Source organism: Rhodococcus sp. 1163 (genome assembly GCF_002091985.1).
Taxonomy (GTDB): Bacteria; Actinomycetota; Actinomycetes; order Mycobacteriales; family Mycobacteriaceae; genus Rhodococcoides.
Genome location: NZ_MKKX01000033.1, coordinates 273,681 through 293,583, shown reverse-complemented (window position 1 = coordinate 293,583; position 19,903 = coordinate 273,681). Strand labels below are relative to the sequence as shown.

The window sequence follows — 19,903 nt, the reverse complement described above, 5'->3', positions numbered from 1 at the left end:
ACACGCTCGGAGCTGCAGAAGGTCTCGCAATTGCCTATTTTTGCGAGACCTTTGTTGCAAATCAGCGAATCTTGCGAATGCGGTCCGAGTACAGTGTGCTCTCGTCGAGAGGAAGTGATCGAGGTGCAGAAAATTTACGCTGGCAGTCGTCTGCGTCGCCTGCGAGAGAGTCGAAATCTGACACAGTTGGCATTGGCGAAGACGCTCGAACTATCGCCGAGCTATCTCAATCAGCTCGAGAACGATCAGCGTCCGCTCACGGTCCAGGTACTGCTGAAGTTGAACACGATGTTCGAGCTCGATCCAGCGTTCTTCGCTACCGACACCGATGCTCGACTGGTCGCGGACCTTCACGATGTTCTCACCGAGACCTCCGATCGCGGTGAAGTCTCGATGTCCGAGGTACACGAACTCGTCTCGCGTATGCCCGATGTCGGCCGAACCCTGGTTGCGCTGCATCGGCGCCTGCATGCTGCGACCGACCAGGTGGAGCGATTGTCAGCGGGACTCGATGGCCGCGGGCCCGACATTGCTTTGGACAGCCGAGCACCGATGCCCTACGAGGAGGTCCGAGACTTCTTCTACGATCGCCGCAACCACATCCCCGAACTCGACGTGGCCGCAGAAGAGTTGTTCTTCCGTCGCCGATTGACCATCGGCGCACTGGATCTGCAACTAGCGCAGCTCATTTACGAGGATCACGGCATTTCTGTCGCTATCCGCGACGACGACCCTGGCGCTTTGGGGCCCAAGCGAGTCTTCGACGAATCAACGCGGACGCTGACACTTGCGCGGCGGTTGACGGCGGGACAGCGTGCGTATCAGATCGCTACACAGCTGGCATTCGTCTCGCATTCGTCGACGATCGCCGCGGTGGTGGATTCCGACACCGCGATGAGTACCCAGTCACGTGAGTTGGCCCGCGTGGGCCTGGCCAACTACTTCGCCGGCGCACTACTGCTGCCGTACCGACAGTTTCTGGCGGCTGCAGAATCACTGCGCTACGACATCGAGATGCTGTCGTTGACGTTCGAGGTCGGTTTCGAAACCGTGTGCCATCGACTCTCCACCCTGCAACGGCCGGGCGCCAAAGGTGTCCCCTTCTTCTTCGTCCGCACCGATCGCGCGGGCAACATCTCGAAACGACAGTCCGCCACCGCATTTCACTTCTCACGCGTGGGCGGCAGCTGTCCACTGTGGGTGGTGCACGACGCGTTCGCCGCGTCGGGCCGCATTCTCACCCAGATCGCGACGATGCCCGACGACCGGTCCTACCTCTGGATAGCGCGGACCACCGACAGCGGTGGACTCGGATACCGATCACCACGAAAGAGTTTCGCCATCGGCCTCGGATGCGATATCGCCTACGCGAACAAACTCGTCTATGCCGACGGTCTCCCACTGGACTCCCCCAGCGCGTCGACCCCGATCGGGCCGGGCTGCAAAGTGTGCGAACGTACCTCCTGCGCCCAACGCGCGTTCCCCCAGTTGGGACGCCCACTGGTCGTCGACGACAACGTCGACACGGACTTGCCGTACCCGTACATCTCGCAGCCCCCAGCCCGCACCTGAACCGTTCGACCGGCCGCCCTACTGCGCGTCGATATGCGGTTGAGTAGCGGTGTCCGGTTCAGCGCGTAGGCTGGTTGAACTCGTGCGTGGGATAGTGAATATCGCGGCAATACAACCGATTACGACGGCGAAGCATGCGAGCGTGTACCAGAGGTTGCCGATCGGATCGCCGTTGTCGGTGACGCCGTCGACTGCCGAGAAGTAGTCCGGCAACGCGCTCGCCCACAGCAACCCCATCACGCCGAGGTAGACGAGGCTGTAGATACGGACCAAGTCGTTCGAATACACCGGCTCGCGCGCTTGCCCAACCCGCACTGCGCGCCATTGGCGAACGAGAAGTGGGATCGCCACGAGCGTCAGAGCCACAAGCTCGGCCGCGTAAAGGAAACCGCGGACGGTATCGCTACCCATCCCGAAAACCGTCGCCGGAAGTGGTAGGACGAACGTGCCGACCGACGCCGCCAATCCGATCACCACTGTGCGCCAGAGAAGTTCGAGACCGGTGAAGTGTCGGCCCTGATCGACGTGACGGCCTACGAAGAACTGGACACACAACGCCAACGACATCGGCCACAGCGCAGCGAACACGACGACACTCGGTATCGGGACGGAATCGAACATGGGTTGGTTGATCGGGTTGTCGGTCGACCATTCCCACCACCGCAGCTGTGGGCCCAGTTGATCGAATATCTCGTAGAACGCGTGGTGGACGAATCCGACACACACAGCGCCGAGAAGAACGCCGTACCTGCGGAACACGCCGAGCATCCGGACGATCTCGAAGGCGAGCGTCGCCATCAGCGGATAGATCGCGACAATGTAGAGCGGGAGTCGTCCCCACATGAACTCGACGGTGAACAGATTGTGCGCGAACATCGTGTCGACTTGTTCTTCTATCCCGAAAGCGGCCGGGAAGTACAGCGGCGGTTCGATGATGAACAGGAACGCCGTCGCACCGAACCACAGCACCAAGTTGGTGGGATCCCCATGCCGACGAAGGCGCACGACCGCGTACACGAGCGCGATCACAGATCCGAGCACGATCATGAGCTCGAGCACCGGAAGAGTCCAGTTCTCCAATCCGAACGGACTGCGGAGATCGAACAACCCGCCGGCTTCTTCGCAGGAGAATCCCAGCGCAGTCGAAAGCTGATCGAACGTGGACGTACAGAGATCTGTCATCTGTCGGACCTCGATCCAACCGACTGATCGGACGGTGTAGCGCTGTACCAGCGAGTGCAGTCGTAACCCTCGTCGTAGCGTTTGAACCATTCGTCGGCAAGCGCCGGGAGCTTCTCGTGTTCAGGCTTGTGCCGGGGCATTTGACTCCGGGCGGCCCCTGCGAGGGCAGTGAGCTGTTCTTTGAGGGGCAGGCCGTCGAAGGCTCGCGGCATCGTCCCCTTGCTCAGGTAGGGAACGAAGAGGGTGAGCACTTTCTGCTTCGCGCGGTGGGAGGCGAACATCGACAACGAGTCGACCTGCCGATCCTTGAGCGGAACATGCTGGTTGAACCCCGCGCAGGCAATCCGAATCACCTTCATCACGTGGGCGAAAATCGACGGTGCCATCCGCACGCGATAGCCCTCATTGCCCACGAGGGCATCGAAGATGATGAGCGCAGAACTGCGGTGCTCGACTTCCTCTACGAAGTGCCACAGGAACAGTGACGCAACACGGTCGTCGCCCGGCGCGAACAAGGTGGCTTCGTTGTCGAGCATCAGCTTGAACACCGGGGTGAACGTCGCCTCGAGGTCCGCGGTGTAGGCGAGTCGATAGTTCAACGAGGTCGCCTCAGTGAGTACGTCGTACTCACCGAGTACTGCATCGAGCGTGTTCTGCAGTCCGGGATACCGCCTGATCAGGGCCTTCACGTGCTGTCGATGAGCGGTCGAGTGATGACCTTCCTGACGCATGAACGCCATGGCCTCTTCCGCGACCACAGGGTCGGTCATCAACGGCTTGGACTGGATGATTGCTTTCACGATCATCTTTTCGAAACCGATTGCCAAGAACGACACCGCGTTCGACATGCTCGACCACGCAGGGTTCTCCGGGTTCCACACGAAGGGGACGTCCGCGTCCTCGAATCCGAAATCCATCTTCCGGGGATGAAGGTCGGTCATGTACGACACCTCTCTATTGCTGACATATTGCGACGAACATACATCAAGGTGTCGCTACGTATGTTGATATTGCTCTAGTTGTCCATCGAACCGCCGGTCAGTCCTGGCGCGGGATGACACAGCTGCAGCGGCATTCGCGATACGCTCGGCAATCCGGCAACGAACGGTGTTCGCCCAACCGGCCTCGTTCGGGCCCTACCGGAGAAACGAGGACGAACCGAAGTGGCACGTAGGCGCGGGTGGGGTGGAACACCCCCCGAGAGCGACGACGAAGCTGTGCGACGGATCGTCGCTGCTGCCGTCGAACTCATCAGTGCCACTGGCGGTGAGGTCACCATCGCCGACGTTGCGGAGTCCCTCAATGTCATCCGACAAACCGTCTACCGGTACTTCCCCAGCGCCGACGCTCTCCTGCGAGCGGCGGCTATCGCCTCGGTCGACGCCTTCCTCGATCGACTCACCGATCATGTACGTGGCCTTCACGATCCGGCCGAAGCCGTCATCGAGGCGGTCTTGTATGCGTTGAGCGACGTCCCCAGAACCCCCCACCTGGCCATCATGCTTTCGGGTGCGTACTCCCACACCGAAGGCATCGCCTCGGACGAGGCCATGGCTTTCGGAATGACCATGATCAGACGCTTCGACGTCGACTGGGAACATCACGGTTACGACGAGCAGGCTCTCCGCGGACTCGTCGAACATCAACTTCGAACCATGCAGTCGTTCTTCATCTCCCCGGGAAACCCACCCCGCAGCGAGCAAGACCTGCGCAGCTATCTACAACGCTGGCTGGGTCCCGTCGTCCTGCTGGTCGAACCTGCGTAGATAGTCCGAGGTGACGGTGTCTGCAGGAAAGAACGACTCGATGGCAAGCTCGGACAAGGTGATGTCCAATGCGGTTCCGAAGGTGGCGATGATCGCCAGAAACGATAGATCGGTGTCTCCGACACGGAGTTTCAGCGGCACGTATATGGCACCCGGGTCGGTGACCGCCTGATCGCTATCCGATTCATCCCCAGGGTAAGCGAGGAGTTCGTCGTGCAGTGCGAGCATCTCGGTGTCGGCTCGGGCATGGGCACTACGCAGCAGCGCAGCGAGTACCGCGGCGCGCCACTGGCCGAGGTTGGTGATGTGCGGTGCCACACCGTCAGGGTGCAGGGTGAGCCGCAGCGCGTTGAGCGGTTGCTGTGCCAGCAGGGCAGGTGACACGACCTGGGTGAGGACAACGACCGCGGCATTCGCGTCGACGATGTTCCAGGTTCGGTCCACCGCCACAGCGGGATAGGGCAGGTGCGCCTCGAGAACCTCGCGTACTGCGATACGCGCAGGCTCCATCTGCGGTGAGGCCAAGTCGTTCTCGGGATACACCGGCGCGAATCCGGCGGCGAGCAGAAGCCGGTTGCGCTCGCGCAGAGGCACATCGAGGTGCACACACATCCGCAACACCATCTCACGGCTGGGTTGGGATCGGCCGGTTTCGACGAAGCTCAGATGCCGGGTCGACACCTCTGCCTTACTCGACAGCTCGAGCTGACTCACTCGTCGATGAGATCGCCACTGCCGCAGCAGAGCGCCGAACGGGACCGGAGCAGTAGTGGTCGTCATCGGACCAGTCTGACAACGGATCGACGTAATCGCCATGACCTCGTAGGTAATCGACTCTGCTCCGTGCGGAAGGCACCGTTGTCGTCATGGTCGACGGACATGCCGTCGATCCGACATTCCTTAGGAGCAAGCCATGAACCAGATCCGCACTCTCCTTCGACTCGACGCCCTGGCTTCCGGCGGCCTCGGAGTTCTACTTGTTGCTCTCGCAGGAGCACTGGAAGGCCCACTGGGACTGGACGAGACTTTGTCCGTCGTGGTCGGCCTCGGCCTACTGGCATGGGCCGGTTTTCTCACCTGGGTCTCAGCCCATCCGAGTCCGTCCATGATGCTCGAGGTCGTCGCCCTCAACCTGGTCTGGGTTGCCGCGAGCATCACGTTCGCCATCGGCGGCTGGGGCGGCCTCACCGGCTGGGGTGTGCTGTTCGTCCTGGCCCAGGCGCTCGCCGTCGCAGCATTGACTGCGCTCCAAGCCGCGGCCCGGCGGGAATTGCGGACGCCGGCGCCTGCCTGACACCTGGAGCGCGGGAGACCTCGAGACAACGACTTGCGTGACGGCAGGCTTCACCGGTGGCCTGCCGTCACCCCCATCAGGGGCGGCGTGATCAGGCTCGTGAACGATGAATTTGCAGTTCGCGACGGGTCAGTTTCGTACACGCAGGATTCGACAAGCAGCACTCGGGCCAACGCTATCGACAAGGGGAAGTACATGAGCGCAACAATTGACACGAACGGCGTCACTCTGGGGGTCGAGCAGTTCGGCGACCCTGCGTCGCCGCTGATCTTGCTCGTCGGTGGTACGACCATGCTCTCCTGGCCGGACGCACTGTGCGCGGCGCTGGCGAGCGGTGGACGCCATGTCGTCCGCTACGACTTGCGCGATTCGGGGGTGTCGACCACCGCCCAGCCGGCTGCACCCTCGTACACCCTGCGAGATTTGGCGGCCGACGCCGCGGTGCTCGCCCAGGAACTCGATTCTCGTCCGGCTCACCTAGCGGGTATCGGAGTGGGCGGCATGGTCGCCCAGGTTGCTGCGCTCGACCATACGTCCGCGTTTCGAGCGCTCACCCTCGTCGGAACCAGACCCGTTGCCCCAGGGCCGGTCGATGACGACCTGCCAGATCATGACGGGGCGACCATGAATCAACTCTTCAGCCACCCGATGCCTGATTGGACCGACCGCGGTGCCGTGGGTGAGTTCGCCGCCGCAGGCGCCGAAGTTCTCGGCGATGATCCCGCCGTCGCGCGCGCTACTGCCGAACGCATCTGGGATCGCACGCCAGGTACCGACGTTGCGGTCCAGATGGCCAATCAGATGGGAATCGTGTTTGCGCACTTGAAGTGCACGCCGCGCTGGCGGGAACGCCTACCCGACATTGCGATCCCCACGCTGGTAATCCACGGCAAGCGCGATCCCTTCTTCCCGATCGGCAACGGTGAGGCCCTCGCCCAGGAGATTCCCGACAGTCGATTTCTGGTGCTCGAACACGCCGCGACTGCGATCCCCGATAACGCTGTCGACGACGTTGCGGCGGCGATGCTCACGCTGTAAGGGTCGCCTCGATCGGACTACTCACTCATCACGCCCAGATGTCGCACCGTCCCCGAAAGTCCGGGGAGCTCTCGCGCGGGCGACCACGTGTGCAAGCCATCCGTGCTGTCGGAATAGAGATACTTGTTCTCGGTGTACGCATCGAGATATATCCGCCAATCGCCGTTCGGCAGCTGCGTCAGGGCCGGCCCCTCCAGCATCGTGCCCCAGTCTCCGGACGGGACGAAGGAATAGGGTCCCGCCGCCGACGACGCGACCGCATGGTCGATTATTTTCTTCGTCTCGTTCTTGGTGAACGCATGATAGGTCGATCCCACCTTCACCACAGTGGTGTCGATGTGGTCCGCGCCGATCCCGGCGAGCGGAACAGGCAGACCCCACAACCCGAGCGACGGATCGAGCGCGGTCATCATGTACGGCACGAACCCTCCGCCGGTCGACAGCGAGAGTATGACGTTGACGCGGTCGCCGTCGACGAACCATTCCGGCGCCCACGCTTTGGTGACGAACGGCGACAACGACGGGCCGTCCGACGACCCCGCCGATCCGGTGCCGGGTAGATTCACGAACCCGACACCGTCGCCCGTACCTGGCATGAAGGCGCAGCAAAACGGGACCGGATACGTTCCCATGGAGGTCCAGTTGATGCGGTCGGGGCTGCGCGCGAAGCCGATATTCGCCCCGTTGGCCGTTGTGTAGGTGACGTAATACAGCCCGTCTGTGTTCTTGAAGATGCTCGGGTCACGCACAAGCCCCGACGGTGGCCGATACGCCGAATGTTGGACGGCTTGGAACGAAGTAGCGTCCCCCGACTCGTACACATCCATATCGCGGTCGCTGTCGTTGCTGAACGCCACCATCGTGTACTGCGAGGCAGGCTGTGCAGCACTGCTTCCCGGGCCTGCAACCAGTGTGGCTGCGAAAACAAGTAGCGCCGTAGAGATCGCGGACAAACAAGTTCGTTCGGTCGAAGTCACGGGAGCAGTATCAACGGCAACTGCCGCGCTTCGTGCCGTTTTGGCCGACTCCGCACAAGATCGTTACGGGCGGGCGGCCGTCATGAACTGACCGATCGGCGTTGCATTCATAGCGTGCAACCGATGCTCCGCCTGGATGTCAGGAGCTCGCCACTGCCGTCGCCCAGCGGTAGTCCGCTTTGCCGGCAGGGGTTCGCTTGACCTCATCGACCAGCACGACCGAACGCGGGATCTTGTAGCCGGCCAACGTCTTGCGGCAATGCTCCTGAATGTCGTCGAGGGTTAGCTCAGGAGCCTCGGGATAGGTTGCGATCACCGCGGCAACTTGTTGGCCCATGCGCGGGTCGGGTGCCGCGACGACGAGCGCATCGGCGATCGACGGGTGCGCGTGGAGGGCGGCCTCGACCTCCTCGGCGAAGACCTTTTCGCCGCCGGTGTTGATGCATTGCGAGCCGCGTCCGAGGAAGACTATTGTGCCGTCAGCCTCCACCTTGCCCATGTCGCCGAGCACCGACAGACGGGTGCCATCACTGCGTGTCGGGAACGTCCTGGCAGTCTTCTCCTCGTCCTTGTAGTAGCCGAGGGGGACGTTGCCGATCCTGGCGATATAGCCCACATCCTCGGAGCCGGCTGGAATCTCGTTCAGACGCTCGTCGACGAGGGTCATGCTCGGCGAGGGGGGCATACGCAGAGTGCCGGCCTCGTCGATGGTGAAGGCTCCGTCGTTCCCGGACTCCGAGGCGCCGAAATTGTCCCGCAACAGCAGGTCCGGTTTGACCGCCAGCATGCGTTCCCGAACGCTGGTGGACCAAATCGCGCCACCTGAGGTGATCGAGAACAGGGAGCTGAGATCGACCTCGCCCTTTCGTCGTTCCATCTCGTCGACCAGCGGAAGACCCATAGCATCGCCGACGATCAGGATCACCTGCACCGAATCTCTCTCGATCGATTCGACGACCTTCTGCGGATCGAAGTCACGCCTGAGGACCACACGAGCGCCGAGGGTGAAAAAGGTGAACAACGAATACAACGCCGCACCGTGCATCAGGGGCGCAGCGATCAGGAACGAGAGTTCGGGAAATTCCTTTGCACCACTGGCGATCTCGGCGAGGGATTCTCGCGCCCCCTCACCGTATGGGTTTCCGCCGGAAAGTGGCTTGCGGAAAAAGTCATCCTGCCGCCACATGACGCCCTTCGGGTATCCAGTGGTCCCTCCCGTGTACAGCAGGTACAGATCGTCGCCCGTGCGGGGCTCGAACTCGGTTGTGGGCGACAAATCATGAGCATCGGCGAATGAAACCACCGAAACTCCGCGCTCCTTTGCGGCGGACAGCAGATCGGCGGCGATCTCGCCGATCACGATCACCGTCCGGATCGTCGGGCACTTCTCCAAGAGGGAAGCAAGGACGCACTGATGCTCGGGGATTTCGACGATCACCGCAGCCGAATCGGAGTTGACGAAGATGTACTCGAGTTCGGCGGGCGTGTACCGGTAGTTGACGTTGATCGGGACCGCGCGGATCTTGATCAATCCCAGGATGGAAGTTACGTGCTCGACACTGTTCTTGAGGAACAGTGCGACATGGTCGCCTCGAGAGATTCCGGCCTGCGTGAGCAGCCGGGCAGTCCTGTTAGCTTCCGCGTCCAACTGGGCGTAGCTGAGGTTCTCGCCCTCGTAGGTCAAGGCAACCCTATCGGGCACCGCACCGGCGACTGTCTCGAAAACGTCGGCAAGGTTGAACTGCATCGTCATTCCTCTCAAGTGACAGCGCCGCGATCGCGAAGCGGGTGACCCGAGTCTAGAACACGTTCTAGGTTGCCGGAGCAATACAGTCCGATTTGTTCTGTTTCGGTCGCGCCCGGGGAGACCGCAACTTCCACACTCCGCCGGACTGCGCAGGCGCGGTGCAGCTGTGATACTTCACAAGGGTGAAGACCGATCCCGGATCCTTTCCGGTTGCACGGGATACGACTTGTACGGGATACGACACTGATCGACTCGCGAGACCGCCAGCGTCTCCGTAACGCGAACATTCCCTCGTCCGACATTCCTGACCAGCGGAGCCTCGGCGCCCCTAACCTCGTCCAACGGTGCTGTTGCGCTGACTCTTCGACGCACGGACGGAGGTGCACAGCGTCAGGAGTGCGCATCGAGGCACGCTCTGTTCGAGATCCAGTGCCGGCTACGCGCCGCGGCGCACGTCTGTGTCGTTCGCGGCGGAGGCAAGTCGCACTTCACGGCCGTACATTTCAACTCGAGCCACGGCGAACAGTACCTTTATGGTGCCCCCAGTCGGGCTCGAACCGACACTGTACGGATTTTAAGTCCGGAGGGATGGACTTATCCGGACTTTGCTGAATCCATTTTTCGTTGCCTCGCAGCGCTGTTCGACCATTGCCGTCCAGCCCGATCCAGTCACGTGTGTACCGAGTTGTGTCACTCTCGTGTCATCGAGACCTTCGGCTGGGACCGTCGTGCATCCGTCTGCACGCTGACGTACTGCGGTGGACAAACAGCCGATATGGTGGTGGGACCCCGACTCAAGACTGGGACTGCCCCAGGTTTGGATGCTCCTATTGGTGTCAAGCGGAATCGGAAAGTTGTCCCGTCAACCATTCGCGGTAGCGAGAGGCGAATTGGTGGTTCGGTTTGATAGCCCGTTCTGTGCGCGAGATCGTCGTGAGGGAGACCGCGAAGTGGTCGGCGCAGGACTGCATCGACAGACCGACTCGGTGGCGTAGTGGCCGAAGGTCATCGGTGCCGGGGACGGACTGCGGGTGGACGAGAAGGGTGTAGACCTCACGGGCGATGTGCCGTTTGAGGCAACGCCTGATTTCCCGCGGCGATTTCCCCTCGGCGGTCCTCCGCGCCACGTAAGTGCGGGTGCGTTCATCGCTGGAGGATCGGATCAGCGCGATACGCCACAGGGCGTTGTTCGCTTGGCGATCTCCACCGCGATTGAGCCTGTGCCGGGTGTGCTTGCCCGACGACGCTTCGATCGGCGACACGCCGCACAGAGCAGCGAAAGATGCCTCGCTGTGGAGTCGTTCGGGATTATCTCCTGCGGTGACGAGCAGGGTTGAAGCGCTGTCAACCCCAATGCCCGGTGCTGCGAGCAACGCGGGGTTGACTCGGCGCACCAGCTCGGTCAACTCGCTTCGGAGCCGATCCATCTCGTGTTGCTGGAAGAGGATCTGCCGTGAGAGTGAACGAAGCGTCGACCTGACGGCTACCCGAGCGTCGGTAGGCGCGCCGGCCGGGACACGGAAGCTGGAGCAATGATGCAACAAGGTGCCGATGGTCATCGGTTCGAGTTGATCGCGTAATTCCGGTGGAGCACCGACGATGATGTTGCGCAGCGAATTCGTCAGCGCTGTAGAGCATTTGCGCAGACCAGTCAGTGTCACACGGAGAAGTCGGATCGACTCGATAGCTCCGTCGTGCGACTTCGGGACGGCCGCTGCGGCGCCGGCGAGAGCGGCCCGCGCCGCAGCTTCGGCATCGACCGCATCGGTTTTGCCGCGCAGTCTCCGCATCTGCCGGTTTGGCCGGTTCACTTCGACGACCTCGAGTTCTCGGTCGCGAAGCAGTCGGGTGATGGCGACTCCGTAGGAGCCTGTGCCTTCGACTCCGATCCGGTCCACGTCGCCGAATGACGTAATCCACTGCAGCAGAGTTCGATACCCGGCGACCGTCGTCGCGGCTGTGAATGTGTCTAGCAGTCGACCCAGATGGTCGACGACCGCGGCGACGTGAAGATCCTTGTGCGTGTCGATTCCCGCGTAGACAGCGTCGACGACTGAATTTTCGGACAATTTCTACCCCATCCCGTACTCGGTGGACGACTTGTCGTCCTGTCGTGTCCGCCGCCGGGCGCGGTTAGCGGACAAAACACTAACGATGAGGTCAAGGCTCCTATGAGGTCACACAACCGAGACTCGGCGACGCCCCACTTCGGCAGCGGTGTCGAGGCGGGAGCGTCGAGCAACGGCCGCCGACAAATCCAAACGAGGACATGGTTCAGTCAGTTGACATTCGAGTCAGACGACGCTGCTCGACGCTTCAACCATTATTAGTGTTGACATCTTGACCTGCCCCAGAGTTTCTTACCCGTTTCGGTGTGAAGATCGAGCCTCGCTGAAAGGCTTCGATCCATGCCACGACCGTATCCGCCGGAGTTCCGATTCCGGGCCGTCGCCCTCGTCCGTGCCGGCAAACCGATCACCACCGTCGCGACCGAACTCGGTGTCAGCGCCGCCGCGCTCCACAAGTGGGTTCGCCAAGATCAAGTCGACCGCGGCGAGCGGCCAGGTATCACGACAACCGAGTCTGCAGAGTTGACCAAGGCAAACAAGCGAATCCGGCAGCTCGAGGCCGAAGTCGAAATCCTCCGCACCGCTGCGACGCTGTTTAAGGAGAACTGCTCGGCCCCACAAGGATTCACCCGGTGATCGACTCTCTCGTCGACGCCGGGCATCCGGTAAAGGTGTGCTGCCGGCTCCTGGGCGTCAGTAGCCCCGGCTACTACATGTACAAGTCTCGGCCGATGTCACCGACACAGATGCGCCGCAAGTGGCTCACCGGCCTGATCCGCGAAGTCCACACGGCTTCAAGGCAAACCTACGGTTCCCGCCGAGTACACGCGGAGCTCACGCGCGGTATGGACATCGTCGTCAGTGAGAACCTCGTTGCTACACTCATGAAGCATGCAGGCATCGTCGGCCTGCCTGGCCCAGCGAAGGCCAAACGGTTGAAGGGCATCGCAACAGCGGACGATCTCGTGCACCGCAAGTTCCATCGGCTCTCGCCAAATGAATTGTGGGTCACCGACATTACGGAACATCCGACCCGTGAAGGGAAGGTCTACTGTTGCGCGGTGTTGGACACGTTCAGTCGGAGAATCGTCGGTTGGTCGATCGACAACTGCCAGGACTCGACCCTGGTTGTCAACGCGTTGGACATGGCGATCAAGAACCGTAAACCGCCTTCTGGTGGGATCGTGCATGCCGATCACGGAGTTCAGTTCACGTCCTGGGCATTCACCAACAAAATCCGCTCTGCGGGCCTGATGCCGTCGTTCGGGACTATCGGGGATGGGTACGACAACGCGATGATGGAATCGTTCTGGTCGTCAATGCAGATCGAACTTTTGAACCGGAAGAAGTGGCGGACCCGGCTCGATCTGGCGAACGCGATATTCGACTACATCGAGATCTTCTACAACCGGCAAAGACGGCATTCGCAGATCGACTACGTATCGCCGATCGAGTATGAGTTACGGTACGAGAACCCATCCGTTCCGGCTTGATCTTCACATCGCCAGGGGTAACGAACCTTGGGGCAGGTCAACGAGTCAACTGAACTCGGGGCAGTCCCATCGTTGAAGGCCCTCCCAAGACAAAGAAGTCTCGGCGCACGCTACCGATCTCGAAGTGATCGGCCCAGGGATTTCGGACAGTGGACCCGCTTAGAATAGGGATCTACTGAAATGAGTCAGACGAGCATGAGCAGATCACGGCGATCGTTCTCGGCCGAGTTCAAGGATGAACTGTGCCGTGAGGTGATCGAGTTGTCCAAGCCGATCAGTGAAGTCGCCAAGGTGTACGGGGTCGGTGACGACAGCCTGCGCCGGTGGCTGAGCAAGTATCGCGACACCCATGGCGGCAGTGTGGACAATGAACTCACTCTGACCGAACGAGCGCGACTGAACCAACTCGAACGAGAAGTTCGTGAACTTCGTTCCGAGACAGCATTTCTGAAAAAAGCAGCCTCGTACTTCGCGCGGGAGCCACGGTAGTGGCGAAGTACGAGTTCATTGATTCCTATGTCGCGGACGACTCCGCGAACGTACCTGTCATCGATCGTTGCCGTTGGCTCGAGGTGTCGACCTCAGGCTTCTATCACTGGCGCAGCCGGCCGCAGTCGGCAACATCGAAACGTCGAGATGCTCTGGCAGGGCAGATTCGTGTGTTTTTCGACGCGGCGCACGGTACCTACGGCTATCGGCGTATCCATGCCGACCTACGCGCCGTCGGTGTCGAATGTTCCGCGGAGTTGGTCCGCTCGATCATGCGTGAACACGAACTCGTCCCGTGTCAGCCGCGTCCGTTTCGGACCCACCACCGAATCCGGTGACGACGACGCGGTGCCGGACCTGGTCAAGCGGGATTTCACTGCCGATCGGCCAGGGGTCAAGTTCGTCGGCGACATCACTTACATTCATACCTGGCAGGGGTTCGTGTACTTGGCCACGGTGATCGACTGCTTCTCCCGGAAAGTCGTGGGCTGGTCGATCGCCGATCACATGCGCACCGACCTCGTCGCAGCCGCACTCAACAATGCTGCTGCGACCAGCCTGATCGAGCCGGGAGCGATTTTTCACTCCGATCGTGGCAGCGTCTATACCTCTCATATCTACCGGGCTCTGGTGACAGGTTTGATGATGAGGTCCTCGATGGGGCGGACCGGTCAATGTTGGGACAACAGCATGGCCGAAAGTTTCTTCGCTGCACTGAAGAACGAGTGCGTCTACCGCACTGTCTACGCCACGGAATACCAAGCGCGACATGATGTCATCCGCTATATCGAGGGTTTCTACAATCCCCGACGGAGGCATTCAGCACTCGACTACCGCGCTCCGAACGATGTCCATTACAGTTACCGGCAGCACGTCAACGCGGCCTGAATTTAACCATCTCCAGTGTCCGAAATCCCCGCGGCAGATCAAAGCCCCTGGCAGTCGCGTTGCGTCAGGCCAAGGCCCAACAGGCGAAGGACAAACTACTTTTGGGTGAGCACTACGACGAGTCCGACTATATCGTCCGACTGCCTACCGGGCTACCGGTGCACCCAAATTTGTTGACGTTCCGCTGGAAGCGGATCTTGGAGTCGGCGCAGCTTAAGCATGTAAGGCTCCATGACGCCAGACATACATGCGCAACACTCATGCATTTACAGGGCATCCCGATCGTCGTTATCGCCGCCTGGCTCGGCCACGCGTCGGCGGCGTTCACGATGAGCGTGTACACACACTCGCAGGAAGACGCGTTGATACAAGCGGCCAGCAGCTTTAATTGATCTCGATTGAGTTGCGTGACTACCGATCTACCTCCTCTAGCATGATAGTTAGGATGCACACTCCATTCACACCTGGGAACAGATCAATTTCCTCGTTTTAATTCCCCTCAATCTAATCACGGTGGATATATTCATGGGTTTGTTTCGTAACTGCGCATCCGGACAGTTCAGACGTACGCGGTGGGTGGCAGGGACAACTCTAGAGTTCTGGCGGAATAGAAGCGAGAACTAACGATGCTTCACGGACAAGCTGCAGCGAGGCGTTAGAATCCGTGCCGATAATTAAGGATGCAGCGTGAGCCCCAACCTTAACCGCCCAATCATCCCCTGCGCTTTGCATGTAGGAAATTAGCCAGTCAAGCCCCAGCACACTTTTTTTATCCGCCGCAATCTTCCGTAAAATCTCGTCGCAGGAACCGTCGACCCACTGTTGAAGTGTCGAGTTCGACAAGGTCCAAATGGAAAGAATCTCTTCGGCATACTGAGTATTACCAGACGGTACATAGTCTTCCCTCTGCTTCTCCGCAAGGTACAGCGGGTCTATCGCTATTTGTATACGCAGGATTGGCCAAGAAACGTCAACGTCATCATACTTCGCACGAACGTTTGAGAGATAGTTGGATATTTTCCTAATGCTGGGGACACGAAATCGACTTCTACTTCCCAGCGCCAACAGTAAGCTTCGTTCACCCGCTGAAGCCGGAAAGGTTTCGTCGACTGTAAGCCACATAGGCCACACCAGCCCAGATCCCGTACCCCAATCAATCTCAGTAAGATGCTTCCGCAACGCCGTCATGTGATCAACATCGTTCGTGTGCCTGCCGCGTCTATTTTCTTCAAACAAAATACCCGAGAAAAACGATATAGCGTCAAGAAGCGCAGACCGGTTACCGCCAATAGTGCAAGGAAGGATACTTTGAATAAGATTGGTGACGAACTCGACCGAGTCCCTCCCGTCAGCTGAGACCCGCCGCGCCCGAAGGTGCATTCCCGACAATGCCACACCAGACAATGCCAGTTCTCGCGGCAGCGGGTTGTCCCAATTTCTTTCAGACTCATCATCTACAGATAGAGAAAGATCTGTGCCGATGTTTATCCCGGCGGACCACCGCATCTCCGCGGCGGTCCAGACATCTAAATCACCCAGCTTGCCGTCCAGCGCTGCAGTAGAAAGAAAACGAAGCTGGTCCCCATATGCAGCCTCTCCGTCACGAATCGCCAATGAATGCGCGTTTTGCAAACAAGCGCGAAGAACCCAGGGCGTGCTTCGAAACAGCATCGCATCCTCGTACGGATGGATTGACGCTAGAGCAAGCGCATCCGACAACGAATTGGCCGTGGGCTGAAGACAGAACCGTGCAATCGAACGCAACAGAGGCCACATGCCCACTCCGCCATCAATTTGAAGAACCCACTCCCACATATCGTAATCGTCTTGCACGGATGAGAACGTGAACATGAAGGGATTTATTTTTGAATCTACAGTGGCGAAACGGTCGATAATCTTGATAGCCTGAGTGCGGTTACGAGACAGTCTCGCTAGCTTGCTGAATGACTCCGTCCAAGCTACTTCTCGATCGGCTGAATCGGCATCGATAGATGATTCCCAGTCACTTACATCCAGGATAGAGAACCTTGCAAGATCTGCCGGATCACAACGAGATATAAGCTCATTTAAAAGGGATTCTAAACGCCCATCACGAGATTTCGCCGCAATTTCGGCGAGAGCAGTCAAGGCTCCACGATCAGCCCGCTGAACGTAACTTCGTAAAAATTCGAAATCATCAACTTCCCCATTGAGCGCTAGCCCGGCGAGTAATCGCGCCCTGTTCAAGCGGGTGGCTACATTGCAAGGCGAAGAATCTCTAGCCACGGATCGGATCAGTTTGATCCCCGCCGTATCAGATACGGTCGCTAATTCGCCAAGCCTAGGATGCGGTGGTCCGTCAACAATCTCGCAGGCAGTCTTCGACAGCGCCCTAATATATCCGGGTTGGGAATTCGCGCATCCATCTAAGAGTATGTCGAGGGCGAAGTCAGACCCGGGCTTGAGTAGTGCATGCGCCTCAACCTCCATGTTAAGGTCACTACACAAGTGAGTGACATCGGCCTTCATCGACTCGCGGTTCCCGAAAATTCCACCCGCGATGAAGAGAGAAACATTTCGCCAAAAGGAGCTCATCGATAACAGTTTTAACCGCGGAATTATTTCCGATTCAGGAAGTGCTATTACCCATTCAGCAGCCATGAACTCTTGGAAACTTCTCAATTCAAATCCGATTACCTCGGACGTGAGTAGCGCCAGGAAGACAAGCCGGTCAGTCACCAAACGGGAGAATTCAATGCGTAATCGCGCCACCTCATCTGGGTCGTGCTCTTGGTCGGTCAACCGCTGAGCAATGATATTGTCAAATTCTTCTCTGGTTATGGTCGACGAAGCGTCTCCAGCCTCAGAGCTACGCATTTGCAATAAGTTCCCGATGAACCGATGTAGATAATCAACGTCGGATTCATAACGCTGCAACAATTCCGAGAGTTCACCCCCCTTCTCTTGCTCTCTCTGCGTGATTACTTTGTAGTACTGAGAGAAAAGGCGCGACCGCTGTTGTGGTGCGTGACCCAACTTTTCAAGTAACACAGTCAGGATCGTGACCTGAAGGGGCGTCTCCATCAAGCGCATTGTCGTACCGTCTTCTATTGCCCGCGCAAGTCGTTCATTCACCCGATCTGACATCGACGTTCCGACGCCGTGCCGAATGCAAACGAGACCATTCGCGTAATCTAGGGCGGTCTGCTTGTCAAGTGGGCTTAGCTTAAATTCTATATACTTGTCCGGTGGGAATTCCTCGTTATACCCCTGAGGCCGAGTCGTAGCCACGACCGCGATGTCAGCCTCTACTGTCGCAGCGGTGATGAAAAAGTCCTGAATGGCCCGCATAACATTGACCCGGTTGCTAGTTGACGGGACTTCGTCCAAACCATCGATGAGTAAGACCCAGGGATACGTTCCAAGCCATTTCATTATGTCGGTCGTTGCCACTGGGACCGGAGACCTTCGAGTTATTGATTGTGCAATATACTCCAGCACTGTCCCACCGTCGATACGGGCTAGGTAGTCAGCAAACTCGGTAAGTTTTATCCTGTACGGCCAGCGTCGCGCTTCGAGAGTAGGAAGATCTAATTCTGCGTGCCGGCAATCCAGGTCCCGGATTGATTTCTTGAGATCGGGCTCGACAGCTGCTCTCGTATATCTCAGGAAGTTCGCACGGTAGATTTGGGCAAGCCACTGAGTGACGGTGCTCTTTCCTTGACCAGGCCCACCAATTACAACAGCACGACGCGTCGAATATTCCTCGTCCTCAGTCGAACGCTGGTTAAACATGCGGATTAGCTGCGCACTGATGCCGCCCGTTATATCCATATCTTCTCCGAGATAACGGGCCCGCATTCGAAGCGTCTTGGACGACGGGGCAGCGGGTAGGTCTACAATCACGTCGGAGACACCAACGGTTTTGTCAGAAACCCCACCGGCCTGGGTGAGATTGAGACTGTTGTCATCGAGAAGCGTCGCGCCTGCGTGGCTCACCAGAGCCGTACTGAATGCCTCATTATTCCAATCAAGGTCGGCCGCTAGTCGCGCAAGTATATCGCCGGGCGTTAAGAATGCGGCGTAAGTTACACGAATATCTTTTGCATCGTCCAACAGAGTTCGCAAGTCGTCGTAGTCCCACACTCGCCCCTCTTTCAGACCCAGGCCTAGTTCTTCGGCGGCGTCTGCCAACACCTTCTTAATCTCGTCTTTTCCTCCGTTCGCTACCGCGGATAGACGAACATTCGTGGCAAACAGAATATAGTCAGGCTTGGGAGTACGTGCGCGTTCTTCGTCAGCCCAGTCCCGTAGTTCAGCGATGACCGCCTTCTTCAATCATTTCAGGTTATCCTTCGGATCGCCGGTGTGATGACAAAATTTTGCCTGTACAACACCGTAGCCATTCCAGTCAGCGAGTGCTCCAAGCGACGGACTACTGCCATTCCAAGTCGCTTCCCTACCGCCGTCAGCGCCGTCGCCGAAACTTGAAAGGCCCGCCCCGATCTTTCGTTGCGCCAGCGCCTGCACAACATGCTCAAAATTGCGTGAGCCGAGCGAGTCAACGTTGTAGTCCATCGGCTGATTATGCCGCCTCATCATCGCCCAGCGCCCGCGAACGGTCCCGCACGGCGAGTCCAAAACTATCGCTGGTCAATCAACACGGAAACCGACACCTTTGAACAGTTGGCTCTGGTAGGACCGACCGTGTTCTCACCCCGGCGTCGTTCTTGCCAACCCTGAGCGTGGGTTCCCATTGACCTCAGATTGAAACTTCTCAGGCTCAGTTCCTCCCAGTCCACGCCCACCACACTGTTGCGGGTGACCCCTTCGGGTCTGTCCGCATACGCTCTTCGACCGCCTCGAGTACAAAGACTGGGCTTTATACGATTGGGGTCAATATGCACATTCCGAATTTTGGCCCGAGGTTGGTCTGAGCGCGCGAAAGCATACGCAAGTGGCGGCTCGTCACCGCCGATCCGGGAGAACCGTCGGCATCAGGGCATCAGGGCATCAGGGCATCGGCGGATCGATGTGGACGGTCCGGGGGTCGGTCCTCCTATCGGATCGCACCAGTCCCGCGGGACCGCCGGGTGAACTCAGCAGAGTTATTCTGACTTGTGACATTCTGTGACACCGAAGTAGGCGTTCGAACGGCTCACCGCGCATCACACCGTACCTGACCAGCTGTTTTATGGTGCCCCCAGTCGGACTCGAACCGACACTGTACGGATTTTAAGTCCGTTGCCTCTGCCAATTGGGCTATAGGGGCCACCGCGGACGTGCAGGTCCGCGTCGATCATCTTATAAGGCTGTATCCACCTTGGAATCACCGGCGCCACGATCGCGGATTCTCTTCGCAGCTGAAGATGGAAGATGAACTACCGCAAGCTCATCCGATCGAACAGC

General features: G+C 59.1%; 17 protein-coding genes and 2 tRNA genes. 9 read left to right on the top strand and 10 right to left on the bottom strand.

Annotated features, from left to right (window positions below):
* The first annotated feature begins 123 nt into the window (after nt 1-123).
* Nucleotides 124-1,572, top strand: coding sequence for a short-chain fatty acyl-CoA regulator family protein (locus tag BJD99_RS15190; RefSeq protein ID WP_084348092.1), 1,449 nt, complete (start codon nt 124-126; stop codon nt 1,570-1,572).
* 18 nt (nt 1,573-1,590) lie between these two features.
* On the opposite strand, the gene BJD99_RS15185 is transcribed toward BJD99_RS15190, so the two are convergent.
* Entirely contained in the window at nt 1,591-2,754 is a 1,164-nt protein-coding gene (locus tag BJD99_RS15185; protein ID WP_084347926.1) for a hypothetical protein, read from the bottom strand.
* The gene (locus tag BJD99_RS15180; protein ID WP_084348091.1) at nt 2,751-3,695 is read right to left on the bottom strand and encodes a metal-dependent hydrolase; all 945 of its coding nucleotides are present in this window, start codon (nt 3,693-3,695) and stop codon (nt 2,751-2,753) included. Before BJD99_RS15180 ends, BJD99_RS15185 begins: the two co-directional genes overlap by 4 nt.
* A 222-nt stretch (nt 3,696-3,917) precedes the next feature.
* On the opposite strand from BJD99_RS15180, the gene BJD99_RS15175 reads away from it, so the two are divergent.
* Complete coding sequence (locus tag BJD99_RS15175) at nt 3,918-4,520, top strand: TetR/AcrR family transcriptional regulator (protein ID WP_084347923.1); 603 nt, start codon at nt 3,918-3,920, stop codon at nt 4,518-4,520.
* Here the strand turns inward: BJD99_RS15175 and BJD99_RS15170 are convergent.
* Nucleotides 4,473-5,300 carry a helix-turn-helix domain-containing protein gene (locus BJD99_RS15170; RefSeq protein ID WP_084347921.1) on the bottom strand — a complete coding sequence of 276 codons (828 nt, stop codon included), beginning with the start codon at nt 5,298-5,300 and terminating at the stop codon, nt 4,473-4,475. The genes BJD99_RS15175 and BJD99_RS15170 overlap by 48 nt on opposite strands.
* A gap of 133 nt (nt 5,301-5,433) precedes the next feature.
* On the opposite strand from BJD99_RS15170, the gene BJD99_RS15165 reads away from it, so the two are divergent.
* Together BJD99_RS15165 and BJD99_RS15160 are read left to right on the top strand one after the other, a co-directional pair.
* Nucleotides 5,434-5,814 (top strand): hypothetical protein, encoded by a 381-nt coding sequence (locus tag BJD99_RS15165; protein ID WP_084347919.1) that lies wholly within the window; start codon nt 5,434-5,436, stop codon nt 5,812-5,814.
* Nucleotides 5,815-6,009: 195 nt separating this feature from the next.
* On the top strand, nt 6,010-6,852 hold the full coding sequence (locus tag BJD99_RS15160; RefSeq protein ID WP_084348090.1) for an alpha/beta fold hydrolase: 843 nt from the start codon (nt 6,010-6,012) through the stop codon (nt 6,850-6,852).
* A gap of 17 nt (nt 6,853-6,869) precedes the next feature.
* Here BJD99_RS15160 and BJD99_RS15155 read toward each other — a convergent pair whose 3' ends face one another.
* The 4 genes from BJD99_RS15155 to BJD99_RS15145 all read right to left on the bottom strand — a co-directional run bounded on the left by BJD99_RS15155 (nt 6,870) and on the right by BJD99_RS15145 (nt 11,645).
* On the bottom strand, nt 6,870-7,712 hold the full coding sequence (locus BJD99_RS15155) for an arabinofuranosidase (protein ID WP_306294110.1): 843 nt from the start codon (nt 7,710-7,712) through the stop codon (nt 6,870-6,872).
* A gap of 256 nt (nt 7,713-7,968) precedes the next feature.
* A complete protein-coding gene (locus tag BJD99_RS15150; RefSeq protein ID WP_084348089.1) occupies nt 7,969-9,576 on the bottom strand; it encodes an AMP-binding protein in 1,608 nt (535 codons plus the stop codon).
* A 534-nt stretch (nt 9,577-10,110) separates the two neighbouring features.
* Nucleotides 10,111-10,194: transfer RNA gene (locus tag BJD99_RS21005), tRNA-Leu, on the bottom strand.
* A gap of 218 nt (nt 10,195-10,412) precedes the next feature.
* A complete protein-coding gene (locus BJD99_RS15145; RefSeq protein WP_373270549.1) occupies nt 10,413-11,645 on the bottom strand; it encodes an IS110 family transposase in 1,233 nt (410 codons plus the stop codon).
* Between the two features lie 339 nt (nt 11,646-11,984).
* On the opposite strand from BJD99_RS15145, the gene BJD99_RS15140 reads away from it, so the two are divergent.
* From BJD99_RS15140 to BJD99_RS21525, 5 genes are all read left to right on the top strand, one after another.
* A protein-coding gene (locus BJD99_RS15140; RefSeq protein ID WP_373270548.1) for an IS3 family transposase occupies nt 11,985-13,138 on the top strand; the annotation gives its coding sequence in 2 pieces (ribosomal slippage) (nt 11,985-12,252 and nt 12,252-13,138; 1,155 coding nt in all).
* A 195-nt stretch (nt 13,139-13,333) separates the two neighbouring features.
* Nucleotides 13,334-13,627 (top strand): transposase, encoded by a 294-nt coding sequence (locus tag BJD99_RS21340; protein WP_256895773.1) that lies wholly within the window; start codon nt 13,334-13,336, stop codon nt 13,625-13,627.
* A complete protein-coding gene (locus BJD99_RS21445; protein ID WP_306294104.1) occupies nt 13,627-13,965 on the top strand; it encodes an IS3 family transposase in 339 nt (112 codons plus the stop codon). Before BJD99_RS21340 ends, BJD99_RS21445 begins: the two co-directional genes overlap by 1 nt.
* Entirely contained in the window at nt 13,904-14,515 is a 612-nt protein-coding gene (locus BJD99_RS21330) for an IS3 family transposase (RefSeq protein WP_256895772.1), read from the top strand. Before BJD99_RS21445 ends, BJD99_RS21330 begins: the two co-directional genes overlap by 62 nt.
* A complete protein-coding gene (locus BJD99_RS21525) occupies nt 14,512-14,907 on the top strand; it encodes a tyrosine-type recombinase/integrase (RefSeq protein WP_084347914.1) in 396 nt (131 codons plus the stop codon). Before BJD99_RS21330 ends, BJD99_RS21525 begins: the two co-directional genes overlap by 4 nt.
* 199 nt (nt 14,908-15,106) lie before the next feature.
* Here BJD99_RS21525 and BJD99_RS15125 read toward each other — a convergent pair whose 3' ends face one another.
* The 3 genes from BJD99_RS15125 to BJD99_RS15115 form a co-directional block, all read right to left on the bottom strand.
* Nucleotides 15,107-18,832: an NACHT domain-containing NTPase gene (locus tag BJD99_RS15125; protein ID WP_084347912.1), complete on the bottom strand. Its 3,726-nt coding sequence runs from the start codon at nt 18,830-18,832 to the stop codon at nt 15,107-15,109.
* The gene (locus BJD99_RS15120) at nt 18,833-19,072 is read right to left on the bottom strand and encodes a hypothetical protein (RefSeq protein WP_143542180.1); all 240 of its coding nucleotides are present in this window, start codon (nt 19,070-19,072) and stop codon (nt 18,833-18,835) included. It lies immediately after the preceding gene.
* A gap of 617 nt (nt 19,073-19,689) precedes the next feature.
* A tRNA-Leu gene (locus tag BJD99_RS15115) sits at nt 19,690-19,766 on the bottom strand.
* Nucleotides 19,767-19,903 lie beyond the last annotated feature (137 nt).